The sequence below is a fragment of the Aerococcus agrisoli genome (assembly GCF_003797145.1).
GTDB classification, from domain to species: domain Bacteria; phylum Bacillota; class Bacilli; order Lactobacillales; family Aerococcaceae; genus Aerococcus; species Aerococcus agrisoli.
In genome coordinates, this window is record NZ_RKMG01000018.1 from 1 (window position 1) to 20,932 (window position 20,932).

The 20,932-nt window shown below is 38.0% G+C and carries 20 protein-coding genes; 16 read left to right on the forward strand and 4 right to left on the reverse strand.

What is annotated here, in order from left to right; translation table 11 throughout:
- Nucleotides 1–41: 41 nt before the first annotated feature.
- The 3 genes from EF384_RS06220 to EF384_RS06230 are packed head-to-tail and all read right to left on the reverse strand — an operon-like array spanning nucleotide 42 to nucleotide 2,700.
- Nucleotides 42–626, reverse strand: a complete 585-nt coding sequence (locus EF384_RS06220; protein ID WP_123780336.1) for an SOS response-associated peptidase — start codon at nucleotides 624–626, stop codon at nucleotides 42–44.
- Between the two features lie 32 nt (nucleotides 627–658).
- Nucleotides 659–1,348: a type 1 glutamine amidotransferase gene (locus EF384_RS06225; protein WP_123780338.1), complete on the reverse strand. Its 690-nt coding sequence runs from the start codon at nucleotides 1,346–1,348 to the stop codon at nucleotides 659–661.
- Complete coding sequence (locus tag EF384_RS06230) at nucleotides 1,348–2,700, reverse strand: Mur ligase family protein (RefSeq protein WP_123780340.1); 1,353 nt, start codon at nucleotides 2,698–2,700, stop codon at nucleotides 1,348–1,350. The genes EF384_RS06225 and EF384_RS06230 overlap by 1 nt, the downstream gene beginning before the upstream one ends.
- A 229-nt stretch (nucleotides 2,701–2,929) precedes the next feature.
- Between EF384_RS06230 and EF384_RS06235 the strand changes: the two genes are divergently transcribed.
- The 12 genes from EF384_RS06235 to EF384_RS06290 all read left to right on the forward strand — a co-directional run bounded on the left by EF384_RS06235 (nucleotide 2,930) and on the right by EF384_RS06290 (nucleotide 14,689).
- The gene (locus EF384_RS06235; RefSeq protein ID WP_123780342.1) at nucleotides 2,930–3,553 is read left to right on the forward strand and encodes a thymidine kinase; all 624 of its coding nucleotides are present in this window, start codon (nucleotides 2,930–2,932) and stop codon (nucleotides 3,551–3,553) included.
- Between the two features lie 66 nt (nucleotides 3,554–3,619).
- Nucleotides 3,620–4,693 carry a peptide chain release factor 1 gene (gene prfA / locus EF384_RS06240; protein WP_123780344.1) on the forward strand — a complete coding sequence of 358 codons (1,074 nt, stop codon included), beginning with the start codon at nucleotides 3,620–3,622 and terminating at the stop codon, nucleotides 4,691–4,693.
- Nucleotides 4,686–5,540 (forward strand): peptide chain release factor N(5)-glutamine methyltransferase, encoded by an 855-nt coding sequence (gene prmC, locus EF384_RS06245; protein ID WP_123780346.1) that lies wholly within the window; start codon nucleotides 4,686–4,688, stop codon nucleotides 5,538–5,540. Before prfA ends, prmC begins: the two co-directional genes overlap by 8 nt.
- 69 nt (nucleotides 5,541–5,609) lie before the next feature.
- Complete coding sequence (locus EF384_RS06250; RefSeq protein WP_123780348.1) at nucleotides 5,610–6,635, forward strand: L-threonylcarbamoyladenylate synthase; 1,026 nt, start codon at nucleotides 5,610–5,612, stop codon at nucleotides 6,633–6,635.
- 59 nt (nucleotides 6,636–6,694) lie between these two features.
- The gene (gene glyA, locus EF384_RS06255; protein ID WP_123780350.1) at nucleotides 6,695–7,915 is read left to right on the forward strand and encodes a serine hydroxymethyltransferase; all 1,221 of its coding nucleotides are present in this window, start codon (nucleotides 6,695–6,697) and stop codon (nucleotides 7,913–7,915) included.
- Between the two features lie 120 nt (nucleotides 7,916–8,035).
- Complete coding sequence (upp, locus tag EF384_RS06260) at nucleotides 8,036–8,671, forward strand: uracil phosphoribosyltransferase (protein ID WP_123780352.1); 636 nt, start codon at nucleotides 8,036–8,038, stop codon at nucleotides 8,669–8,671.
- Between the two features lie 100 nt (nucleotides 8,672–8,771).
- Complete coding sequence (gene murA / locus EF384_RS06265) at nucleotides 8,772–10,076, forward strand: UDP-N-acetylglucosamine 1-carboxyvinyltransferase (protein WP_123780354.1); 1,305 nt, start codon at nucleotides 8,772–8,774, stop codon at nucleotides 10,074–10,076.
- 11 nt (nucleotides 10,077–10,087) lie between these two features.
- Nucleotides 10,088–10,279 carry a DNA-directed RNA polymerase subunit beta gene (locus EF384_RS06270; protein ID WP_123780356.1) on the forward strand — a complete coding sequence of 64 codons (192 nt, stop codon included), beginning with the start codon at nucleotides 10,088–10,090 and terminating at the stop codon, nucleotides 10,277–10,279.
- A gap of 319 nt (nucleotides 10,280–10,598) precedes the next feature.
- Nucleotides 10,599–11,510, forward strand: a complete 912-nt coding sequence (truB, locus tag EF384_RS06275; RefSeq protein WP_123780358.1) for a tRNA pseudouridine(55) synthase TruB — start codon at nucleotides 10,599–10,601, stop codon at nucleotides 11,508–11,510.
- Between the two features lie 23 nt (nucleotides 11,511–11,533).
- A complete protein-coding gene (gene ribF / locus EF384_RS06280; RefSeq protein ID WP_123780360.1) occupies nucleotides 11,534–12,493 on the forward strand; it encodes a riboflavin biosynthesis protein RibF in 960 nt (319 codons plus the stop codon).
- 142 nt (nucleotides 12,494–12,635) lie between these two features.
- Nucleotides 12,636–13,823, forward strand: a complete 1,188-nt coding sequence (locus EF384_RS06285) for a M20 metallopeptidase family protein (RefSeq protein WP_123780362.1) — start codon at nucleotides 12,636–12,638, stop codon at nucleotides 13,821–13,823.
- A 269-nt stretch (nucleotides 13,824–14,092) separates the two neighbouring features.
- Nucleotides 14,093–14,689, forward strand: a complete 597-nt coding sequence (locus tag EF384_RS06290) for a nitroreductase family protein (protein ID WP_123780364.1) — start codon at nucleotides 14,093–14,095, stop codon at nucleotides 14,687–14,689.
- A gap of 76 nt (nucleotides 14,690–14,765) precedes the next feature.
- Here the strand turns inward: EF384_RS06290 and EF384_RS06295 are convergent, their stop codons facing one another.
- Complete coding sequence (locus tag EF384_RS06295) at nucleotides 14,766–15,590, reverse strand: AraC family transcriptional regulator (protein ID WP_123780366.1); 825 nt, start codon at nucleotides 15,588–15,590, stop codon at nucleotides 14,766–14,768.
- Nucleotides 15,591–15,726: 136 nt separating this feature from the next.
- Here EF384_RS06295 and EF384_RS06300 point away from each other — a divergent pair, with 136 nt between their 5' ends.
- From EF384_RS06300 to EF384_RS06315, 4 genes are read left to right on the forward strand one after another with little or no spacing between them, the layout of a single operon-like run.
- A complete protein-coding gene (locus EF384_RS06300; protein ID WP_123780368.1) occupies nucleotides 15,727–17,925 on the forward strand; it encodes an alpha-galactosidase in 2,199 nt (732 codons plus the stop codon).
- Nucleotides 17,926–17,937: 12 nt separating this feature from the next.
- On the forward strand, nucleotides 17,938–19,197 hold the full coding sequence (locus EF384_RS06305; RefSeq protein WP_123780370.1) for an extracellular solute-binding protein: 1,260 nt from the start codon (nucleotides 17,938–17,940) through the stop codon (nucleotides 19,195–19,197).
- A 13-nt stretch (nucleotides 19,198–19,210) separates the two neighbouring features.
- Entirely contained in the window at nucleotides 19,211–20,077 is an 867-nt protein-coding gene (locus tag EF384_RS06310; protein ID WP_123780372.1) for a carbohydrate ABC transporter permease, read from the forward strand.
- A gap of 12 nt (nucleotides 20,078–20,089) precedes the next feature.
- Nucleotides 20,090–20,923 (forward strand): carbohydrate ABC transporter permease, encoded by an 834-nt coding sequence (locus tag EF384_RS06315; protein WP_123780374.1) that lies wholly within the window; start codon nucleotides 20,090–20,092, stop codon nucleotides 20,921–20,923.
- The last annotated feature ends 9 nt before the right edge of the window (nucleotides 20,924–20,932 follow it).

Below are 20,932 nucleotides of genomic sequence, written 5' to 3' on the forward strand. Positions count from 1 at the left end.
AACTTTTGGGGGCCTCTACATTTCAGTGGTCCAGGATTTTTTTATACTGCTTGTGCTTGTAAATTTTGGTGGACAGGATGTTGGTATTGATAAGCAAATGTGTCATCTAAAATCCATTGTTTCACATCTTTTTCTGCAATCAATAAAGGCATCCGGTCGTGTATTTGACCAACAACTGTATCCGGTTCCGTTGTGATAATGATGGATTCCGCTTGCCGTTGACCAGTCTTGGGGTCACTGTACATACGATAGAAGCCACCAACATATAAGATATTATTCGGCTCAGAAAAAGTATATGCTTTTTTATTAGCGGAAAACTCATAGAAGCCTGACATTGGAAAGATGATACGACGTGTTTCAAAAGATTCTTTAAACATGGGTTTGTCTCTTGCTGTTTCAACACGCGCATTAATCAATAATTGACTTGGTTTAAAACCTGTAAAACCCCATTTGGTTAGGGCAGGAACTATTTCCTTTTCTGGATTTGCGCCGAGTGTAATCACAGGACTACTTGGATAAATGATATCTGTTGCAGCATCCGGGATTTCTACGCCACGCTGACGTATTTCATTGTAATAATCCAGCAGTACTTGTTCACTTTTATCATACAGGTAGCGTCCACACATATCGCAACACCTCCAAAAGGTTTAAATAGTCATTAAGCTTCAGTTGTTTGGTTTTCTTTGGCTAGACGTGCATCCATATTTTGAATGGCTAGGGCTACAATTTCTTTGGTCAATTGATCATTACGGACAAGTAGGGGACCATGGAAATAAGAACCAAATGTATTTTTATACATAACACCTTCAGTTTGGTCTTCACCATTGTTACCGAATCCCGTAACGACTTTACCAAGTGCTTGGGTATTTTCACCTAGGAAAGTACGACCGTTATGGTTTTCGTATCCGTAGTAAGTTTGTCCAAAGCGTTCGTTTTCAATGACAATGTCGCCAATAAAACGGTTGTTATCTTGGTTTAACGTATAGTGATCTAAGGCACCGATACCTTCAAGACGTTCACCAGCAGCATTGATATAGTATTTTCCAAGTAATTGGAAGCCACCACAAATACCAATAGTTACACCATAATTTTCAATGTAGCTCGTTAAGGCTTCTTTTTTTAATTGAATATCTCGGGCAACAATTTTTTGTTCATAATCTTGACCACCACCGAAGAAGACTAGGTCATACTTGTTTGGATCAAATTCGTCACCAACTGAAACTAATTCAGTTTCAACGTTGACATCTTGTTGTTTTGCTTCATATTCAAGCATTAATAGGTTACCGTTATCGCCGTATGTATTCATTAAGTTCCCATATAAGTGGGCAATTTTTAAAGTTCGAGTCATTAGTTCATACGCTCCTTCACATAACCTGATTCTGCTAGTTCTTTACGGATATTTAACATGGCCGTATAGGTAGCAAGAATATATACTTTTTCAGTAGGTGCCGTTTTTACAGCTTCAACGATAGCTTTAGGGTCATCTACTTTAATTAAGGCATCTGTATCAAAACCAGCAACCATTAAGCGTTTGGTTAAGTCTTCTACTCGGATACCTGCAACATAAGTAGTATCGATGTTGTCCATTTGGGCTAATTTTTCGAAGTTACCATCCCAAATCCATGAAACATCTTGTCCATCAGCAGGGCGGTCATTTAAAACTGTAATTAAAGTAAATGGTGCTTTTTCTAAAAGCGTTAATTCGATGATTTGATTTAAACCAACTGGATTCTTGATCAGGTTGATACGTAAATCATGCCCATCAACATTAATTGCTTCTTGGCGACCAAAGATACGTTTGGCACTTTGTAATCCTTTGGCAATATCAGCTTGTGAAACACCAAAGTAACGACCTAATGAATAGGCAGCAAGGGCATTATACACATTATATAGTCCAGCTACTGGAATTTCGTATTGGTAGCCATCAATTGTAAAGCTTGCTGATTCAGGGGTTAACTCGTCAACATGATCAACTTTATAAGTTAATTCAGGACGGTGAACACCACAGTTTGGACAGAAGTAGTCACCTAAGTTTGAATAAGTGATGTCATGGTAATGCAAAACATGTTCACAATTAGGACAAATAACACCATCTGTATTGTTATCTGCTAAGAAGTCACGTGATTTGTCAGTATTATCAAAACCGAAGAATACTTGTTGGTTAGATACTTCACGTGATGCGAAAATAGGGGCATCCCCATTTTGGAATAGCATCGCATTTGGCGCTTTTGCTGCACCTTGTAGAATGAAATCATAGGTAGTGTAGATTTCACCATAACGGTCCATTTGATCACGGAAAATATTGGTAGTCAGAATTACTTCTGGTTTGATGTGTTCTGTGATGTGACGTAAGGAAGCTTCATCCACTTCAAGTACGGCAATTTTTTTATCGGATTTCTTACCTGAATCTTCAATAAATGAAGAAGTAATCCCTTGTAGCATGTTTGAACCAGAATTATTGGTCATGACATGATCAAAGGCTTGTTTTAAAATATTTACGGTTAGGGCAGTCGTTACTGTTTTTCCGTTGGTACCTGTGATGATGACAACGCGATAGTTTTCACCAAGGGCTTTCAGAATATCAGGGTCAATGCGTTGTGCGATCTTACCTGGTAAAGAGGTCCCACCACTCGTAAATTTTTTAAGTAGTTGCTGGCTTGTTCTCCCAGCGAGTGTTGCTAATTGGCTTTTCAATTTCATATTGGCGTTCCTCCATTAATCAATGTTCATTCGAACTCTCGTAGAACAATTTTACCATAAGACATGATTTTTCTGAAAAAATTCAAGGCATTTAAGATTTCTTTAAAAAAGTTTCTACTTTAATTAGGCATAAAAGGGGAGAAAAATGGAATAAAAATTGACTAGAAGCGTCTTTAAAAGTAAAATGAATAGTTGAGTGTATCGATAAAATTTGTATAGGAGTGTTTAGATGGCGCAATTATTTTTCCGTTACGGTGCGATGAATAGTGGTAAGTCTTTTGAAATCATTAAAGTAGCCCATAACTATGAAGAGCAAAATAAGCATGTTTTAGTCTATACGAGTGCGGTGGATAATCGTGCAGGTGTAGGGAATGTATCTAGTCGCGTTGGTGAGGAAAGAGCAGCTAGAGCTATTGCAGAAGATACAGATGTTTATCTTGACCTAAAGGGTTATATGGACGACACACATGAAAAGATCTACTGTATTTTAATTGATGAAGCCCAATTCTTGAAAAAAGAACACATTTATCAATTAGCACGCATTGTGGATGAGTTAGATATCCCTGTAATGGCATTTGGCCTAAAAAACGATTTCCTAAACAATCTTTTTGAAGGATCTAAATATTTACTATTATTGGCAGATAAAATTGAAGAAGTGAAAACCATTTGTTGGTTCTGCGCTAAAAAAGCTACCATGAACATGCGTGTTTCTGAAGGAAAACCTGTTTATGAGGGTGAACAAGTACAAATTGGTGGTAACGAAGCCTATTACCCAGTTTGTCGTAAACATTATCACCATCCGCCATTAAAAGATGGTAAAATTTATATTGAACGCAACAATCAAAATGCATAAGCATATTGATTAAATAGAGTATACGTACAAATAGCAAAGTTAAAGTTATAGAAAAGAGTTGAAACAATGTTTAATGATCAATTAGATTCATTTATCGCTCGTTACGCTGAAGTAACAGAGCTTATGAGTGACCCGGATGTTATCAATGATAACCAACGTTTCCGTGCCATTTCAAAAGAAGAAGCAGATTTACGTCCAAAAGTAGAAACATTTACCCACTATAAAGAGGTAATCGAAGGTATCGCGGATACTGAAGAATTACTAGCTGAAACTACTGATGACGAAATGACTGAATTAGCCAAAGAAGAGTTAAAAGAGTTAAAAGATGAACGTGACCAACTTGAAGAAGAAATCAAACGTTTGATGATTCCTTCTGATCCTAATGATGACAAAAACATCATCATGGAAATTCGTGGTGCCGCAGGTGGGGATGAAGCCCAATTATTTGCCGGTGACCTTTATGAAATGTACAACCGCTACGCAACTAGCCAAGGTTGGCGAGTAGAAGTAATCGAATCTTCAAGTAACGATATTGGTGGGTATAAAGAAATTACCCTTCAAATCCAAGGGGATAACGTATTCTCTAAATTGAAATTCGAATCAGGTGCGCATCGTGTACAACGTGTGCCAGATACTGAATCTCAAGGCCGTGTACATACATCAACTGCTACTGTAGGGGTAATGCCTGAATTAGAAGAAGTTGACTTTGATTTAGATGAAAAAGATATTCGTCTTGATATTTTCCGTGCCTCTGGTGCCGGTGGACAACACGTTAACAAAACATCATCTGCCGTTCGTCTAACACATATTCCAACAGGTATTGTTGTATCTATGCAAGACCAACGTTCACAACAACAAAATAAAGATAAAGCCATGATGATTTTACGTGCTCGTGTTTATGAAAAATTTGCTTCTGAGCAACAAAATGAATACGATTCACAACGTAAAAACTTAGTGGGTACTGGTGACCGTTCAGAACGTATCCGTACATACAACTATCCTCAAAACCGTGTAACAGATCACCGTATCGGTTTAACCATCCAAAAATTAGACCGTATCATGAATGGTGAACTGGATGAAATCGTTGACGCTTTACTATTAGCCGACCAAGCCAATAAATTAGAGGAGTTAAATGATTAATAATACATATTTAGAGGTCCAAGCTTGGGCCTCTTCTTTTTTAAACGAAAATAACCAAGAAGCTGAGATTTCCTATCATTTAATGTTAGATATGGCAGATTTTTCTGTTTCTGAATGGCAAATGCATCAAAACGACACAATACCAAGTGAATTAAAAGGAGCTTATGAAGCTGCCATTCATAAAGTGGTAAATGAAAATTATCCATGGCAATATATTGTAGGAAAAGCCTGGTTCTATGGTGAAGATTTCAAAGTCACACCAGCTACCCTTATTCCTCGACAAGAAACGGAAGATCTCGTATCCTTTGTACTGAAACAAATTAAAAAAGGCGAGATACAGCCGGATGCCAAAGTGCTAGATATTGGAACAGGTACTGGTATTATCGCAATCACTTTAAAAATGCATTATCCTAGCCTTCAAATCACGGCCACGGATATTTCACCGGAAGCCTTAGCTGTCGCAGAGGAAAATGCCCGTGCGAAAAAAACAGACATACGCTTTTTAGCTGGTGACTTGTTTGAACCAATAGCTGATGAAACCTTCGATGTGATTATTTCAAATCCACCTTATATAGGTGAAGAAGAAACTGATGTCATGTCTAAGTCGACTATTTTATATGAACCAAAAGGGGCATTGTTTGCTGAAGATAGTGGTTTTGACATTTATTGGCGAATTTTTGATGACTTGCGGGCTCATTTAAGACCGCGAGGACAGTTTATAGCGGAGTTCGGATATAAACAAGGAAATCGCCTTTTATCACGTGTGAACGCCGTTTTACCAGAGCTAAAAGCAAACATTATTCAAGATTATACAGGGAATGACCGTATTTTGTGGATATTTTCTTAAAAAATATAGATACAATTTCAAAAGAACATGCTAAAATAAAAGTACAAGATGAAAGGGGCTTTCTCTGTTATGACAAAAATCATTCAGGCAAATCAACTGGAAGAGGGCGCAGCATTATTGCGTCAAGGTGAATTAGTCGCATTCCCAACCGAAACAGTCTTTGGTTTGGGGGCGATTGCCAATAATGAAGATGCTGTGAAATCAGTTTATGCCGTGAAAGGACGTCCTAGTGATAATCCATTAATCGTGCATATTGCCGATGAACCAGCGATTTTTGACTTTATGAAGGATGACGATCAAGACCGTCATGCATTAATTGAAAAATTAACAGCTGCATTTTGGCCGGGGCCATTAACCTTAGTTGTCCCTGTGAAAGAAGATACTTTCCCATCAGTTGTTACAGGTGGTATGGATACTGTTGGTATTCGCTTACCTGACCATGAGACTACACGCGAATTGATTCGTTTAACTGGTTTCCCTTTAGTCGGACCTTCAGCCAACATTTCTGGCAAACCAAGTCCTACTAAAGTAGAACATGTCAAACATGACTTTGATGGTAAAATTGGTGGCATCGTCAATGCTGATCCAACTAGAATCGGAGTAGAGTCAACTGTTTTAGATTTAACAGATGAACGAGGGTTGATTATTTTACGCCCAGGTTTCATTACAAAATCTATGCTTGAAACAGTGGTGGACAATTACCCAATTTTAATGGGTGGCACGATTGCTAGTGATGATACTACTGCTCCAAAAGCACCTGGAATGAAATATATTCACTATAGTCCAGATCAACCTGTCATGGCTGTCAGTCAAGAGGAAATGGCAAATGTATTACAAGATTTAGAAAATCAAAATATGCCTTTTGCTCTTGCTGCAACAACACAAACCCTTGCTGAATACGGTAGTCGTGCTCAAGCAACTTTCTCTCTTGGCGAAGATATTACCAGTGCAACGCATACGCTATTTTCAGCACTGAGAACCTTCGATGATGTTCCTGAAATTACCCAAATTGTGGTTGAACTATTCCCGGATAAAGAGGAAAATAGCGCATATCGCAATCGCTTAATCAAAGCAAGCTCAGTGGTAATGGAATAATTTTCATTTTCGTAACACCAAAAAATTTGTCTATTAATGACAACGGAGGCTAACAATCAATGGAAAAAGATATTGTATTTGATTTATTAAACGAAGAATTAGAACGTCAACAAAATGGTATTGAATTAATTGCCAGTGAAAACTGGGTTTCTCAAGCCGTTAGAGATGCACAAGGTTCAGTAGCAACCAATAAATATGCCGAAGGTTACCCTGGAAAACGTTACTACGGTGGTTGTGAAGTTGTAGATAAAATCGAAAACTTAGCAATTGACCGTGTGAAAGAATTATTTGGCGCTGCATATGCAAACGTACAACCACATTCAGGTTCACAAGCAAATATGGCTGTTTACGATGCCTTTTTAGAACCAGGTGACTTAGTATTAGGTATGAACCTAACAGACGGTGGTCACTTAACTCACGGATCTAAAGTAAACTTCTCTGGTAAAAAATACAACTTTGTTAATTACAATGTTAGCCCCGTTGATGAACGCATTGATTATGATGAAATCGAACGTTTAGCAAAAGAACATCAACCAAAATTAATCGTAGCAGGTGCTTCAGCTTATACACGTATCATCGATTTTGAACGCATCAGTCAAATTGCTAAAGATGTAGATGCTTACTTCATGGTAGATATGGCACATATTGCTGGTTTAGTAGCAGCTGGATTACATCCAAATCCAATCCCTTATGCTGATGTTGTTACTTCTACAACACATAAAACTTTACGTGGTCCTCGTGGTGGTTTAATTCTTTCAGGTGACGCTGCATATGGTAAAAAACTAAATTCAGCGATTTTCCCTGGTATCCAAGGTGGTCCTTTAGAGCATGTCATTGCAGCTAAAGCAGTTGCCTTTGGTGAAGCTTTACAAGATGACTTCAAAGATTACCAAGCACAAATCATTAAAAATGCCAAAGCTTTTGAAGCAGTATTTGAAGCTGAAGGTATCCCTATGGTATCTGGTGGTACAGACAACCACTTACTACTATTGAAAGTTGTTGATTTTGGTGTAACTGGTGCTGACATTGAAGTTGCTTTGGATGAAGTTGGTATTACAGTAAATAAAAATACCATTCCAAACGAAACATTAAGCCCATTTAAAACAAGTGGTATCCGTATCGGTACCCCAGCGATTACAACACGTGGTTTTAAAGAAGCAGAAGCAACTGAAGTAGCTAAATTAATTGTCAAAATCATCAAAAACCATGGTGATGAAGCAGTTTACGCTGAAGTAAAAGCTGAAGTGAAAGACTTAGTAAGCAAATTCCCATTACAATAATCTTTATAGCGTTCATGTAAACACTTGCATGAACGCTTTTTATTCTGTATACTATTTTAGGTTTAAGCCAAATACGCATAATGTAAAAAATAGGATAAAGAAAGATTGAGGTAATCATTAATGAGTAAATTTGTTGTAATTGATCATCCATTGGTACAACACAAAATGGCTATGTTACGTGATAAGAACTTAGGTACAAAAGGTTTCCGTGAATTAGTAAATGAAATCACTATGTTTTTAGGCTATGAAGTAACACGTGATTTGTCAGTGGAAGATATTGAAATCGAAACACCATTGATGAAAACGACTCAAAAAGTAATTTCTGGTAAAAAATTAGCAATCGCACCAATCTTACGTGCGGGTTTAGGTATGGTTGATGGTATGTTACTATTAATGCCTGCTGCTAAAGTAGGACACATTGGTATGTTCCGTGATGAAGAAACTTTGGAACCCCAAGAATACTTCTTCAAAATGCCACAAGATATCGATGAACGTGAAGTAATCGTAGTTGACCCTATGTTAGCTACTGGTGGTTCTGCTATCATGGCCATCGATTCATTGGTTAAACGTAATGTTGATCCAGAAAATGTTAAATTTGTTTGCCTTGTTGCTGCACCTGAAGGGGTTAAAGCTTTACAAGCCGCATATCCACAAGTTGACATCTTTACTGCTGCATTAGATGAAAAATTAAACGAAGATGGCTATATTTTACCAGGTCTTGGTGATGCTGGTGACCGTCTATTCGGTACCTTATAATTGTCAATGTTTAGACTTATATGCTAACCTTGATATGTTCGCATAAAAATAAATGACATAATAAGGTCGATAAATATAAATTTAGATAGGTGATAATGAAATGACGGAAAATATGATAATTAAAGGTGGCAACCAACTAAAAGGCCACGTAAAAATTGATGGGGCAAAAAATGCCGTTTTACCATTATTAGCAGCAACTTTGCTTGCTGATAAAGGTCAAAGCCACATTTCAAATGCTTCATTACTTTCAGACGTATACGTAATGAATGACGTATTACGCAATTTAAATGCAACAGTTGATTTTGACGAAGAAAATAATGAAATCATTGTTGATGCATCAGGTGAGTTAACTACTGAAGCACCATTCGAACTTGTCAGCAAAATGCGCGCAAGTATCGTTGTAATGGGACCATTACTATCACGTTACGGTCATGCTAAATTTGCTATGCCTGGTGGCTGTGCAATTGGCTCACGTCCAATTGACTTGCACGTAAAAGGTTTCGAAGCCTTAGGCGCGAAAGTAACAACAACTGCTGGATATGTAGAAGCTGTTGCGGACAAATTAGTCGGCGCCAATATTTACTTAGACTTCCCAAGTGTGGGGGCTACGCAAAATATTATGATGGCTGCCGCTTTAGCAGAGGGTGTTACTATCATTGAAAACGTTGCACGTGAACCTGAAATTGTTGATTTAGCCAACTTTATCAATAAAATGGGTGGTCGCGTGCAAGGTGCGGGTACGGATACAATTAAAATCCGAGGCGTTGAAAGCCTAACAGGTACAGAACATACTGTTATTCCTGACCGTATTGAAGCTGGTACCTTTATGGTAGCTGCCGCAATTACTGAAGGTGATGTTTACATCGAGGATGCCATTTCAGAACATAATCAACCACTTATCTCTAAATTAAAAGAAATGGGTGCAACCATTACAGAGGATGTGTCTGGTGTTCGTGTACAAGGTTCTGCTGTCTTAAAAGCAACAAAAGCGAGAACTTTACCATATCCAGGTTTTCCAACTGATATTCAATCACCATACACCGTAGCGCAAGTTTTAGCAGAAGGCACTTCTGAAATGGAAGAAACTGTTTTTGAGAACCGTTTTATGCATTTAGAAGAATTACGTCGTATGAATGCGAACTTCTCTATCAATGGAGATACTGCAATTATTAATGGCCCAGCAAAACTTCAAGGTGCTGCCGTAGCAGCTTCTGATTTACGTTCTGCTGCTGCTTTAATTCTTGCTGGTTTACGCGCAGAAGGGTTGACGAAAGTTTCTGAATTAAAATATTTAGACCGTGGCTACCATTCTTTTGAAAAGAAATTACAAGACTTGGGTGCCAATGTTTTACGTGTTGACGTGGATGGCAAAACTGATGAAGAACTAGCCGCATTATTAGATTAGTAGGGGATCATATGAAACAATTCCATCAATATTTAGATGCACCTTGGAAGAAATTTTTATTTTGGGCAGTTATCGTTTTGATTTTGTGTATTATCCTGTTTACGATCGGCGGTATCGTCGGTTATGGGATTTCTTCCGATAATTCGCCGTTTCAATTTTTAAATGGTAAAACTTGGGATCATGTATTCTCCTTTATTCGATAGGATGATACGAAAACCAGATTGAGTGCCTGGGACAAAAGATTAAAATCTTCGATTTTCGTCCTTTTAGTGTACGTTCCTTATAGCCGTGGGACCGTCTGGAGCCAAGGTCTCCAGACTTGAAATCGAGCCAAGGTCTCGATTTCATCNATAAATTTATACCTTAGTAAAAGAAGAGAACATTTCTATTATGAATTGTTCTCTTCTTTTTTATTGGCTTTTGTCCCAGTCCCTTTTTTAATGCGAAAAATTTATTCAGTGTACTTTTTCTTCAGGAAGACCGTGACCTTATGTTACAATATCCTAGATATGAGGTGAGTAAATGGACGGAATTTTACCTTTATGGAAAGAACGCGGTATGACGAGTCATGACTGTGTTTTTAAGGTGAGAAAAATATTACATATGAAAAAAGTCGGACATACAGGAACACTAGATCCTAATGTCGATGGCGTACTCCCAATTTGCTTAGGCAGTGGGACAAAATTAGTAGAACTATTAATGGATAAAACCAAAGTTTACACCGGTGAAATTACTTTTGGTTTTGCGACGACAACTGAAGATTTAGACGGTGAAATTGTGACAGAGCAAACAATTGAAAATGCCATCCCTGATGAAACAATTCAAGAAGCCATGCAACAATTAACAGGACACATTGTTCAAATACCACCGATGTTTTCAGCGATTAAAGTAAATGGTAAACGTCTATATGAGTACGCACGAGAAGGTATAGAAGTCGAACGACCTGAACATCCGGTTTATGTCGATGCATTTGAAATGGCTAGTGCTTCGAGCTTGATTGATGGTCGCCAAAGTTTTCAATTTAAAGTTGTCTGCGGTAAAGGGACATATGTTCGAACCCTAGCTAGTGACTTAGGTCAAGCACTTGGTGTACCTGCTACCATGACTAGCCTAACGAGAGCGGCGTCTACGCCATTTAAACAAGAAGACTGCCTAACCCTTGACCAACTACGTGAAGCAGTTGAAAACGACGATTTTTCATGGCTAGTAAGCATTGAAGAATCATTATCAGCGTATCCACAGTGGCACGTACCTTCAAGTGAAACGATGTTACACAAATTAATAGATAATGGTTCAGTATTAGATTTAAGTGTCTTACCAAGTGAATTACAAGCTCAATTGCCAGTGACCGTCTTTTTAGACGATAAAATCAAGGCATTATACGACTTACATCCATCAAAAGATGGTAAGATTAAACCGACAAAAATGTTCTAATGAATAGATAGGGAAGGTAATTTATGGAGACAATATATTTACACCATCCATACAAACAAGCAGACATCTACCCAGGTAAAATTGTACTGGCGTTAGGTTTCTTCGACGGGGTACACAGAGGACACCAAGCAGTCATTGAAGCAGCGCGCAAAGAAGCGACGCGTTTGCAATTACCATTGGCTGTGATGACTTTTAATATGGCACCACGTATTATGTACCAACAAATTCGCCCAGAAGAGGTAACGTATTTAACCACGATGGTTGAAAAACAACGTTTAATGGCTCAATTTGGCGTGGATTACTTATATGTAGCCCAATTAACATCTGCTTTTTCAAAACAAGCACCTCAAGACTTTGTTGATCAATATATGGTTGGTTTAAATGCCCAATCGGTTGTAGCCGGTTTTGATTATACGTATGGTAAAAAAGACGTTGCCAATATGACAACATTGCGCGATCATAGCCAAGGTCGCTTCGAAATCATCGAAGTGCCTCAATTAGCCGATGAAGACGGCAAAGTTGGATCGACTGAAATTCGTCAAGATTTGGATACAGGATTATTACAACATGCCAATGAAAAACTAGGCTATATTTATAGTCTTGACGGCATTGTTGTACATGGGGAAAAACGTGGACGACAAATGGGCTTTCCAACAGCTAATTTAATGATTCCAAGTGAATCATTAATCCCAAAAGAAGGTGTTTATGTCGTAGAAATGTTACTTAACGGTAGTGTATATCAAGGTGTTGCTTCAATCGGTACCAATATTACCTTTGGTGAAAATCGCAAACGTACTGTTGAAATCTTCTTACTTGATTTCCATCATGAAATTTATGGGGAAGAAGTCACAGTTTATTGGCATCAATACTTACGTCCAGAATTAAAATTTGACGGTATGGAAAGTTTAATTGCCAAAATGAACGACGATGCTACGCAAGCAAAAACTTATTTAGAAGATCATTCACCATATAAAAAAGCGTAATACTTAAAAAGACAAAATGGAACCATTTGAATATTGGGTCTACTTTGTCTTTTTTGCCGCTAATATATATTCATATAATTCTTGGACAACATCCAAAAAAAGCGTAAAATTAATATGTAAAAATGAAAATGGAGGAATTGAAATGACTTATTTAGAACGTGCACAAGCATTATTTGATGATGCGGTTAAAGTTCGCCGTCAATTACATGAAAATCCTGAGGTTGGTTTTGAATTACCGGAAACAGCCAAATTAGTGAAAGCAAAACTTGATGAATTCGGGATTGCTTATCAAAATGTAGGAGACACATATGGTATTACCGGTACACTTGGAGATTCTGCTAAGGGTAAAACATTGTTATTACGTGCTGATATGGATGCTTTAGCAATCACTGAAAAATCCCAATCTGTATGTACTTCTAAAAATGAAAATGGTCATTTATGTGGCCATGACATGCATACCACCATTTTGTTGATGGTCTTGAAAATGTTGAAAGAAAATGAAGACCAATTAGAAGGTCAAATTAAATTCTTATTCCAACCAGCTGAAGAAACCTTAAATGGTGGACGCGTAATGGTAGAACAAGGTATTCTAGAAAATCCTGCACCAGATGCTGGTATGGCATTACATATGTGGCCAAATGGTGACAAGGTTGATGTTGAAATTCATAAAACGGCTGCGCTAGCTTCAGCACTAAATTTCCGTATTACAATTAAAGGTGTTGGTGCCCATGGTGCGATGCCAAATAACGGTATTGATCCAGTCTTCGTTGCTAGTCAAATTATCAATGGTGCGAATGGTATTTTAGCTCGTGAATTACCATCAAATAAAGGTGCCTCATTATCAATGGGTTACATCAATGCACCCGGTGGGGCAATTAACGTTATTCCTGACACAGTAATCTTAGAAGGTACTTCACGTTCATTATTCCCTGAATCAGCAGCACATGTTGCAGAACGTTTACCTGAAATCGTTGAGCATATTGGTAAAGCATTCCGTGCAGAAACTGAATTTGAAGTCATGGCAAACTGTCCAGCATTAATCAATACTGAAGAACTTTCATCACAAGTAATGGCATCTGCTAAAGAAGCTTTAGGCGACAAATATGACGTTGTAAATGTGCCATCATACTTAGCATCTGAAGATTATGCGCATATTGCAAGCAAGTTACCAGAATCTTGCTACTTCTTTGTAGGCTGTCCATTACCAGATGCTGACGGCAAAGTATATCCTGTACACCACCCATTGGTACAATTTAACGAAGAAGCTTTAATCGTTGGATCAGCAACAATGGCTACAGCAGCAACAAACTGGTTACGTGATAACAAATAAAATATTCATCCATATTAAAAGGACTGGGTTAAAATCCAGTCCTTTTTAATGAATACGTTTTGGACAAGTTTGTACTAAAAATACAAAACTTATGCGTGAAATATCGAACAAACTAGGGGTATTTTGCCCGATATTTCACTTTAATAGCATAACCTTGTGTTTTTTCGAACAAATAAATTGACTCTTAAAAAGTAAGTAGGTAAGATAAAACTAGTTCAAAATTACAAAATGATTTTGGAAATTTCAAAAAAGAAAGAGGATTTAATCACATGTCAAAATTTGTTGAATTATTAGAAACTCGTCGTTCTCAATACGTTATCGGTGCGAACACTGATGTTACAGCTGCACAAGTTGCTGAAGCTTTGAAAGACGTTGTACCTCACGTACCTACAGCTTTCAACTCTCAATCAAGCCGTTTAGTAGTTGTATCTGGTGAAAATAACGAAAAACTTTGGGACTTGATTAAAGATGTTCAATCTTCTGTTTTACCTGAAGAAGTATTCGCTAACATGGCACCAATTATGGACGGCGCACGTGCTGCAGTAGGTACTGTATTGTTCTTCGAAGACCGCGATGCTGTTGACAATGGTATCCCAGCTAACGACGAACGTCGTTACGTATACAAAAACCATGCATCTGCAAACGCACAATTCGCTACTTGGTTAACATTAACTGAATTAGGCTTAGGTGCAACTTTACAACATTTCAACATTGGCTACGAACAAGGCTTTGACCGTGCCATCCGTGAATTATTAGACTTACCAGAATCATGGGAATTAATTGGTGAAATGCCATTTGGTTCAATTGAAGCGCCAGCTGCTCCGAAAGAAGTAATCGCTGCTGACGAACAAGTAATTTTAAAATAATCAAATAAATCTCCTCTTATATAACTGAGGCAAAAATGGATCACTTGCTTAATGCAGTGATCCATTTTTTGTTTTATTATTTTAATTTCCGATATTGCATAGGACTTACTTGATAAGTTTTCTTGAAAACTTTACTAAAGGCTAGGGGATCTGTAAACCCAACCGAGGTGGCGATTTGTGAGATCGTTAAACTTGACTTGGTCAGCAAATCACAGCTTTTCTCCATTTTTACCATTAAGATGTAATCTTTAATTGATTGACCAGTTTCTTCCTTAAATATTTTGTAGAGATAACTACGGTTTAAATTCAATTTTTCAGCAATTGTAGCTACCTGTAATGGCGTATCATACTGGCTATGAATAATTTTTAAAGCTTGCTTCATATACTTTTTATGGTTGTTATGACCTTCTCTTCCATCTTGATTAGGAAATTCCTCAATTAAATAGGCTAACAATTTATATAATTCACCAATAATTTCTAATTCATTACTTTCAGTAAATTTTTTATCAGCATATGCAATTAATCGATACATTTGTTCTAAAATTTTAGAGTTTGCTAGACTTGTCGCAAAACATTTTTCCATAAGACTAGATTGGTGGAGAATGCCTTCTGCTTTAGATCCAGAAAAGCCAACCCAAATATAGGACCATGGTGTTTCATTATCTGCTTGATAGTAGGTAACAACATCTTTCGGCAGGATAAATATATCTCCTGCATGCAAAGCGGTTACTTGATCATGAATGGTGAATTGGCCACTGCCTTCAATAATGTAGTGCAAAACATAGTCGTTACGAACACTTGGACCGAAGGCATAATTTGGCGGGCATGACTCATAACCATAGTGATCAATATTTAAATCAAAATTATTGTTATCAAATTCATTGTATGTATTTAAAGTCATTTTTCACGCCTCCCTAATTAGGCAACATTATACCATGTTTAGGAAACATTATGCCATTTGTAAAGCGCTTACTTATTGGTAAACTTTTAGTAAATAAATTAGTAAACCAATACTGATGGAACTAAAGGAGTAAATTATGGCGCATTACATTTCATATGATGCAGAAACACAGGTCTTTCACCTGAGAAACGAACACATCTCTTACCTTTTAAGCGTTGAAGAGGGCGGCTTATTAAGTCATTTATACTTTGGTACGCGCATTGAACAATATCACGGTCAACGTAAATATCCTCGAATTGACCGCGGTTTCTCCGGAAATTTACCAGATAGTCTGGAGCGAGGGTATTCGCCAGATACTTTACTGAGAGAATATAGCGGTACTGGTGAAGGTGATTATCGTATACCAGCTATATTAGTTAGTCAGGAAAATGGCAGTCAAGCAACACGTTTTGTATATGATCGCTATGAAATCATTCCTGGAAAACCGCTACTGGAGGGGCTACCTTCAGCTTATATAGTTACAGAGGATGAAGCAGAAACACTCGTGGTTACGTTAGTAGATGCCTATGCAGGTCTTGAATTAGCCTTGTCTTACACCATTTACGCTGACCGTTCTGCGATTACGCGATCAGTAAACTTACGCAACATTTCAACGAAACCAGTAACCATTGATAAAATTGCTTCTTTGGCATTGGATTTACCAGCTCAAGATTTTGATTTAATTTCCTTACCTGGGGCACATGTAAATGAACGCCATATCAATCGCCAGTCATTATCTTATGGGCAAACGCGCTTAGCGAGTCGACGAGGTACTTCTAGTCACCAAATGAATAACACCATGATTTTAGCGCAACCACAAACGGATGAATTTAATGGTGAAGCGTATGGTTTTGCTTTGGTATATTCTGGTAATCATGCTTTAGAGATTGAACGTGACCAAATCCAACAAACACGGGTGGTTATCGGGATTAATGAAGAACTATTTGCTTGGCAACTGGCATCCGGTGAAAACTTTCAAACACCAGAAGTCATCATGGTTTACGCCAACAAAGGTTTAAACCAGATGAGTCAAACCTTCCATGGCTTGATTCGTGACCGTGTAGCACGTGGCAAACACCAACATGCTTTACGTCCAATTTTAGTCAATAACTGGGAAGCTACTTATTTTGACTTCAACGAAGAAAAATTACGACCTATTGTTGATGAAGCAAAAAATCTAGGCATAGAAATGTTTGTCCTTGATGATGGTTGGTTTGGCCACCGAGATAATGATGACAGTTCTTTAGGTGATTGGTTTGTAGATAACCGCAAGTTCCCTAAAGGTATTCGTCAATTTGCTGACTATGTACACCAACAAGATTTGAAATTTGGTTTATGGTTTGAACCAGAAATGATTTCTGAAGATTCAGAGCTTTTACGTAATCATCCTGATTATCGATTAGCTGTACCTGGTCGAACACCTTACCCAAGCCGCCAACAATTTGTACTTGATATCGGACGTAAAGAAGTCAGAGATAATGTGATTGCGCAAATCGAAAGCATTTTGGATGAAGGATATATTGATTACATCAAGTGGGATATGAACCGTCATATTTCAGATATCTATTCACCAAGTTTACCGTCAGATCGCCAAGGCGAAGTACTACATCGTTATACCTTAGGTTTATACGAAATGCTAGAGCACTTAACGACTAAGTATCCTGATATTTTGTGGGAAGGTTGTTCTGGTGGGGGTGGCCGCTTTGATGTAGGTTTCGCCTACTATATGCCACAATCATGGACAAGTGATAATACTGATGCAATTGCACGACTAAACATTCAATACGGTACATCGTTATTTTATCCAACGTCACTCATGACGTCTCATGTATCAGCGGTGCCAAATCATCAAACAGGCCGTATCACACCTTTTGATACGCGTGGTGATGTCGCAATGAGTGGTGTGTTAGGTTACGAATTAGATTTAACACAATTGAGTAAGGCTGAGAAAGATTTGGTCAAAGCCCAAGTTGCAGTCTACAAGGATATTCGTCCATTAGTGCAATATGGTAACTTCACACGATTAGAAAGTCCATTCGAAGGCAATGAAACGGCATGGATGTTTACCAATGACGATAAATCTGAAATTCTAGTCTTTACTTTTGGCGTTTTAAACACAGCACAACAATCCATTCATCAAGTGAAATTGCGTGGTCTTCAATCAGACAAGGTCTATGAAAATGTTGCGACCAAGGAAGTCGTAACTGGTAGTGAATTAGAATGGATGGGTTGGTATGAAGCACCGATGAAAGAAGATTTTGTTTCCCACCGTTATCATTTTAAAGCAATCAATTAGGAGGAAAGTCGAATGAAATGGTTTAAGAAGCTTAGTTATTTGGGCATTGCCTCAGCTAGCGTACTTGCATTAGCCGCATGCGGTAACAATGAAGAAACAAACGCTGATGGCAAAGTGGTGATTGAATTTTTCAATCAGAAGAAAGAAATGGAAGCAACACTTGAAGAAATCATTCAAGATTTTGAAAAGTTGCATCCGGATATCGACGTACAAATGACCAGTGTACCGGATGCTGGTACAGTGTTAAAAACGCGGATGCTATCAGGTGACGTGCCAGATGTGATTAACTTGTACCCACAAAATATTGATTTCCAAGAATGGGCTAATGCTGGTTTCTTCTATGATATGACTGGTCAAGACTATCTAGATAATTTAAAAAATCAATATGCTGATAAGTATGCAATCAACGGCAAAGTTTATAATGTACCGCTAACTGCCAATGTATCAGGGATTTACTACAACAAAACAAAATTTGAAGAGTTGGGCTTAGAAGCACCTGAAACTTGGGATGAATTTGTCCAATTAGTTGATGATATCAAGGCTGCAGGTGAAACACCATTTGCCATTGCCGGTACGGAAGGGTGGACCTTGAATGGTTACCATCAATTATCATTGATTACAACAACGGGTAGTGCGGATGCAGCGAATGAGTACCTACGTTATTCTCAACCAAATAGCATTTCAGCTGATGATGAGATTTTACAAGCGGATGCATCTAGACTTGATTTAATTGCTGAAGAAGGTAATCAACAAGCAAACTGGAAGGGTGCATCTTACAACGATGCCATTGTAGCCTTCACAACAGAAGAAGCCCTAATGACGACCAATGGTTCATGGGCATTAGCCGCAATGCGTCAACAAGATCCTGCATTTGAAATTTCTACTTTTGCATTTCCAGGTGAAGAACCCGGACAAAGTGCTACGGTAGGTGCGGGTGACTTGGCTTTATCTATTGCAGCTGAAACAGAAAACTTAGAAGCAGCAGAAACTTTTGTGGCTTATATGACAACACCAGAACCAATGCAAAAATACTATGATGTTGATGGTTCACCAGTTGCTGTAATCGGGGTTGAGGAAGATACCGATTCACCACTTAAAGCCTTGAATGAATTAGCCTTCACTGATAAACACTATGTGTGGATGGCACAACACTGGACCAGTGAGGAAGATTTCTTTACGGCCACAGCAAACTACTTAATGACACAAGATTTAGAAGGATTAGCTGATGAATTAAATGCCTTCTTCAATCCGATGAAAGCAGACCTAGAGTAGGAGGAAAGATCACATGAGAAAAACAATCAATAAATATTGGGGTTGGGTATTTTTAATTATCCCCTTGCTGCTACAAGCTATTTTCTTCTATTTTCCAATGTTTCAAGGTGCCTTCTATAGTTTTACAAACTGGACAGGGCTAACCTATAATTTCGACTTTGTTGGTTTAAATAACTACATTATTTTAATGTCAGATAGCAAGTTTATGAAAGCAATTGGTTTTACCCTAATTTTGACGTTTTCACTAATTGTTGGTGAAATCGTCATTGGCATCTTAATTGCACGTTTACTAAATTCTAAAATCAAGGGACGTACCTTCTTTAGAGCATGGTATTTCTTCCCAGCAGTTCTATCAGGTTTGACTGTATCTTTGATTTTCAAACAAGTATTCAACTACGGTTTACCTACTATTGGCCAAGCTTTGAATATTAGCTGGTTACAAGAATCCTTGTTAGGTTCAACGAGTGGTGCGGTTTTCGCAGCTATCTTCGTTCTATTATGGCAAGGGGTAGCGATGCCAATCATTATTTTCTTAGCTGGTTTACAAAGTATTCCGGAAGAAATTATTGAAGCGTCCGCTATTGACGGGGCTAACAGCCAACAAACTTTCTTCAACATCGAATTGCCATATTTACTACCAAGTATCTCAATGGTATTCATTATGGCATTGAAAGGTGGCTTAACAGCCTTTGACCAAATCTTTGCCTTAACAGGTGGTGGCCCAAGCAATTCAACCACTTCAATTGGTTTACTAGTTTATAACTACGCCTTTAAGAGTAACCAATACGGCTACGCGAATGCCATCGCCATTGTCTTATTCTTAATTATTGCTGTTGTATCAGTAATCCAAATTCGCTTGTCACGTCGCTTTGAAATCTAGGAGGAAGACCTTATGAAAAATGAAGAACGATTCAATCAAATTTGGAAATACGTCCTCCTAATCGTTGGGGCAATCTTAATCTTGATTCCACTTTTAGCGACAGTATTTTCATCATTTAAAACTACACAAGATATCATGCAACATTTCTTTGCCTTTCCAAACCCAGCAACCTTTGATAACTATGCACGGTTGATTGCGGACGGTATTGGCCACTACTTCTGGAACTCAGCAGTGATTACAGTTTTATCTGTCATCCTTGTTACTTTATTCATTCCAGCAGCAGCTTATTCAATAGCACGTAATATGTCTAAACATAAAGCCTTTGCGATTATGTATTCATTATTAATCTTAGGTATCTTTGTACCTTTCCAAGTAATCATGATCCCAATCACTGTTATGATGAGTCGTTTAGGCTTAGCCAACATGTGGGGCTTAATCCTCTTGTATCTAACTTACGCTATTCCACAAACGCTTTTCTTATATGTGGGTTATATCAAACTGAGCGTACCAGATAGTCTAGATGAAGCAGCAATGATTGATGGGGCTGACCGTTTTACCACTTACCGTAAAATCATCTTCCCGATGCTTAAACCAATGCATGCAACAACCCTAATCATCAATGCTTTATGGTTCTGGAATGACTTCATGTTGCCGTTACTAATTTTGAACAAAAATGCCGAAATGTGGACCCTACCATTGTTCCAATACAACTACACGGGACAATACTTCAACGATTACGGTCCAAGTTTCGCTTCATACGTAGTGGGTATCATCACCATTACAATTGTTTACTTGATCTTCCAAAAGAATATCATCTCTGGTATGAGCAACGGGGCAGTCAAATAGCCTACAACG